Here is a 3,675-nt window from a genome sequence, read left to right on the forward strand (position 1 = left end):
GGTCGGGCTCGCCCGGCGGCTGCACGCGGCGGGCACGCACTCGGTCGACGAGATCGCCGCCCGCCTGGGCGTCTCCCGGGCCACGGTCTACCGGCACCTGAACCGCGACGCCGTCGAATAGTGCGACAGATATCGCGACAGTTCTGAGACGACGACCCGTGTTTGCCGGTGACGACCACGGGTACCCGCGCGGCCCGTCCGGTTGACGGGACCGGACCCCCACGCGGACGGTCCGCGACGAGGACCGACGTGCGACGGGAGTGGTGACGGTGAGGCCGTGCTGCGCAAGGCCCGGTGACCGCTGAGGATGTGCGGCATCAGCGGTGAGGCGAGGTTCGACGGTACGACCCCCGACGCCGACGCGGTGACCCGGATGACCGAGGCGATGCGGTCCCGGGGGCCGGACGGCGAGGGGCTGTGGAGCGACGGCTGGGTGACCCTCGGGCACCGCCGGCTGACCATCATCGACCTCTCCGACGCCGGCGGGCAGCCGATGGTGCGCGAGGACCTCGGGCTGGCGCTGGTCTTCAACGGCTGCGTCTACAACTACCCGGAGCTGCGCGAGGAGCTGCGCGCCGCCGGGCACACCTTCCACTCCACCAGCGACACCGAGGTGATCCTGGTGGCGTACGCGCAGTGGGGCGAGGACTTCGTCGACCACCTGGTCGGCATGTTCGCCATCGGCCTGGTGGACCGGGCCCGGCGGCGGCTCGTGCTGGCCCGCGACCGGCTCGGCATCAAACCCCTCTACCTCGCCGAGACCCCGACCCGGCTGCGGTTCGCCTCGACGCTTCCCGCGCTGCTGCGCGGCGGCGACGTGGACACCGGCGTCGACCCGGTGGCGCTGCACCACTACCTGTCGTGGCACTCGATCGTGCCGGCGCCCCGCACCATCCTGCGCGGCGTCCGCAAGCTGCCGCCGGCCACCCTCCGGGTCGTCGAGGCCGACGGGCGCAGCCGCGACCGCGTCTACTGGCGGCCCGACTACGTGCGCGACCCCGCCCACGCCGGCTGGGACGCCGGCGACTGGCGAGCCGCGGTGGGCGACGCGCTGCGCACCGCCGTACGGCGGCGGCTGGTCTCCGACGTGCCGGTCGGCGTGCTGCTCTCCGGTGGGCTGGACTCCAGCATGATCGTCGCGCTGCTCGCCGAGGCCGGGCAGGAGCACCTGCGGACGTTCAGCATCGGCTTCGCCAGCCGGGGCGGCGAGGCCGGCGACGAGTTCCACTACTCCGACCTCGTCGCCCGCGCGTACGACACCGACCACCAGCGCATCCAGCTCGCCGACGACGACCTGGTGCCCGCCGTGCGGCGGACCGTCGAGGCCATGACCGAGCCGATGGGCAGCCACGACGTGGTCGCCTTCCACCTGCTCTCCGAGCAGGTGGCGCGGCACGTGAAGGTGGCCCAGTCCGGGCAGGGCGCGGACGAGGTGTTCGCCGGCTACGGCTACCACCAGCCCCTGGCCGGGATCCCCCGCGACGACGCGGCGCAGGTGTTCACGTCCGCGTTCTTCGACCGGGACCACGCCGAGCTGAGTCGGGTCGTCGGTCCCGCGTACGCCGTCGACGCCGACGCCAGCCGCGAGCTGGTCGTCGCGGACCTGGCCGCACCCGGCGCGGAGACCGCGCTGGACGCGGTGCTGCGCCTGGACACGCACCTGATGCTGCCCGACGACCCGGTCAAGCGGGTGGACAGCATGAGCATGGCGTGGGGGCTGGAGATCCGCACCCCGTTCCTGGACCAGGACCTCGTCGCGCTCGCCGCCGCCTGCCCGCCGGAGCACAAGGTCGCGCGGGGCGGCAAGGGCGTGCTGAAGGAGGTGGCCCGGGAGGTGCTGCCCGCCGAGGTCATCGACCGGCCGAAGGGCTACTTTCCGGTGCCCGCGCTGCGCAACGTGGACGGACCGGTCCGCGACCTGGTCGTCGAGGCACTGCGGGCGCCGGCCGCGCGGGAGCGCGGGCTGTTCCGGGAGGCGTACGTCGAGGAACTGCTCGCCGCGCCCGACCGGGCACAGGCGGCCGCGGGCAGCAACAAGCTGTGGCAGCTCGGCCTGCTGGAACTCTGGCTCCAGTCGCACGGCGTCCGCTGACGCGTCACACCGCCCGGGTTTGGGCGGCGAGGTGGCCGAGGACCGCGCGGACGTCGCCCGCCGTACGGGCCATGATCCGGCGCTGTCGCATCGCGCCGTTGCCCTCGGCGTGGACCCGGGCGAGCTGAGCCCGCACGTACGCCAGGTCGCCGTGGCGCACCAGGGCCGGCGTGACCGTGGCGAACAGCTCGTCGACGAGGGTCCAGGCCGGCTTCGCGCCACCGGAGCGCAGGTCGATCAGGTCACCGTCGAGCCCGTCGTGGGCGGCCCGCCAGTGCGCGGCGGACACCAGACAGTCCCGGATCCGGGGGGCCGTCACCCCGTCCCGGACCTGGTCGGACATCGTCGCCACCAGCGCCCGCACCAGACCGGCGACCAGCACGGTGTCGTCCACCGTCGGGCACACGTCGCCGACCCGGACCTCCACCGTCGGGTACGCGGCCGACGGCCGGGCGTACCAGTAGACCATCGCGGCGTCGAGCATGATGCCGGCGGCGATGAGGTCGGAGACCGTGTCGTCGTAGTCCGCCACGGACTCGAAGTGCGGGGTCGGCCCGATGCTCGGCCAGCGCTCGAGCTGCATCGAGCGCCAGCTGGCGTGGCCGGTGTCCCGCCCGTCGTGCAGCGGCGAGTTGGCGGTGATCGCCTGCACCACCGGCAGCCACGGGCGCAGGTGGTTGGACACCTGCACGGCCAGTTCGCGGTCCGGCAGACCGACGTGCACGTGGCACCCGCACACCGCCGGGTCGTGCGCGACCGGCCCGAACCGGCGCGACATCGCGTGGTAGCGCGGTTCGTCCGGAACGCTCCGGTGCCGCTCGTGCACCGGCGTCGCCCCCACCGCGACGAGTCGGGCCCCCGCCGCCTCCGCCGCCTCCGCCGCCGACCGGCGCAGCCGCACCAGGTGCTCCCGCACCTCGCCCAGGTCGCACGAGACGGGGGTGACCATCTCGACCATGCTGTGCCGGAACTCCTGCCGACTCTGGTCGCGGGCGGACCCGGACAGGGCGTCGAGGACCCGGTCGGCGACGGCCATGCTCTCCCCGGTGTCCGGATCCAGCAGCAGGTACTCCTCCTCCACCCCGAGCGTGAGCAGGTCCAGGTCGGGCACGGCGGGGGCCACGGTCGGACGGTCGGTCATGGGGTGTCGCGTCCGTTCGTCGGGCGGCGCGCCGGGCGCCGCACTGCCGGGGCAAGCCGGGTTCCCGGCCGTCCGCCCGCACAAACCGCCGCCGTCCGCCACCGGCTCTTCCCGGCGTACGCGGAGTGTCCGTTCCCTGATCGACTCGGGTTCTGTGAAGTCGGGGTGTCCGGCTGGGTCGATGCGCCGGTTTCGGTGATGTCGAGTGGATCTCCGCCCGGCCCCCTGGCCAGCGGCGTCCGTTATCAGGCTGGGTGTCCGGTTCCGGGGTGTGACCGGGGGCATCCTGGCGGCGGAATCGTGGCCGGCCGGGGGTCGTTACACATGGCGGACGATCGAGCAGGACACGCAGCCCCCGGGCGTGGGTCGCCCGGCCCCGGAATGACGGTGGCCGGCCGGTCGTTGAATCCCCTCGACGAACACGGGACCGCCGACATGCGGG

The 3,675-nt window shown here is 73.9% G+C and carries 3 protein-coding genes; 2 read left to right on the forward strand and 1 reads right to left on the reverse strand.

Going from position 1 to position 3,675, the window contains the following annotated elements; translation table 11 throughout:
- Window positions 1–19 precede the first annotated feature (19 nt).
- Entirely contained in the window at window positions 20–121 is a 102-nt protein-coding gene (locus AB0I76_RS25115; protein WP_357040128.1) for a helix-turn-helix domain-containing protein, read from the forward strand.
- A 186-nt stretch (window positions 122–307) separates the two neighbouring features.
- Window positions 308–2,092 (forward strand): N-acetylglutaminylglutamine amidotransferase, encoded by a 1,785-nt coding sequence (locus tag AB0I76_RS25120; RefSeq protein ID WP_357040123.1) that lies wholly within the window; start codon window positions 308–310, stop codon window positions 2,090–2,092.
- Window positions 2,093–2,096: 4 nt separating this feature from the next.
- Here the strand turns inward: AB0I76_RS25120 and AB0I76_RS25125 are convergent, their stop codons facing one another.
- Window positions 2,097–3,233 carry a glutamate--cysteine ligase gene (locus tag AB0I76_RS25125; RefSeq protein ID WP_357040125.1) on the reverse strand — a complete coding sequence of 379 codons (1,137 nt, stop codon included), beginning with the start codon at window positions 3,231–3,233 and terminating at the stop codon, window positions 2,097–2,099.
- Between the last annotated feature and the right edge of the window lie 442 nt (window positions 3,234–3,675).

This window comes from Micromonospora sp. NPDC049799, assembly GCF_040656655.1.
In the GTDB taxonomy this organism is placed as follows: Bacteria; Actinomycetota; Actinomycetes; order Mycobacteriales; family Micromonosporaceae; genus Micromonospora.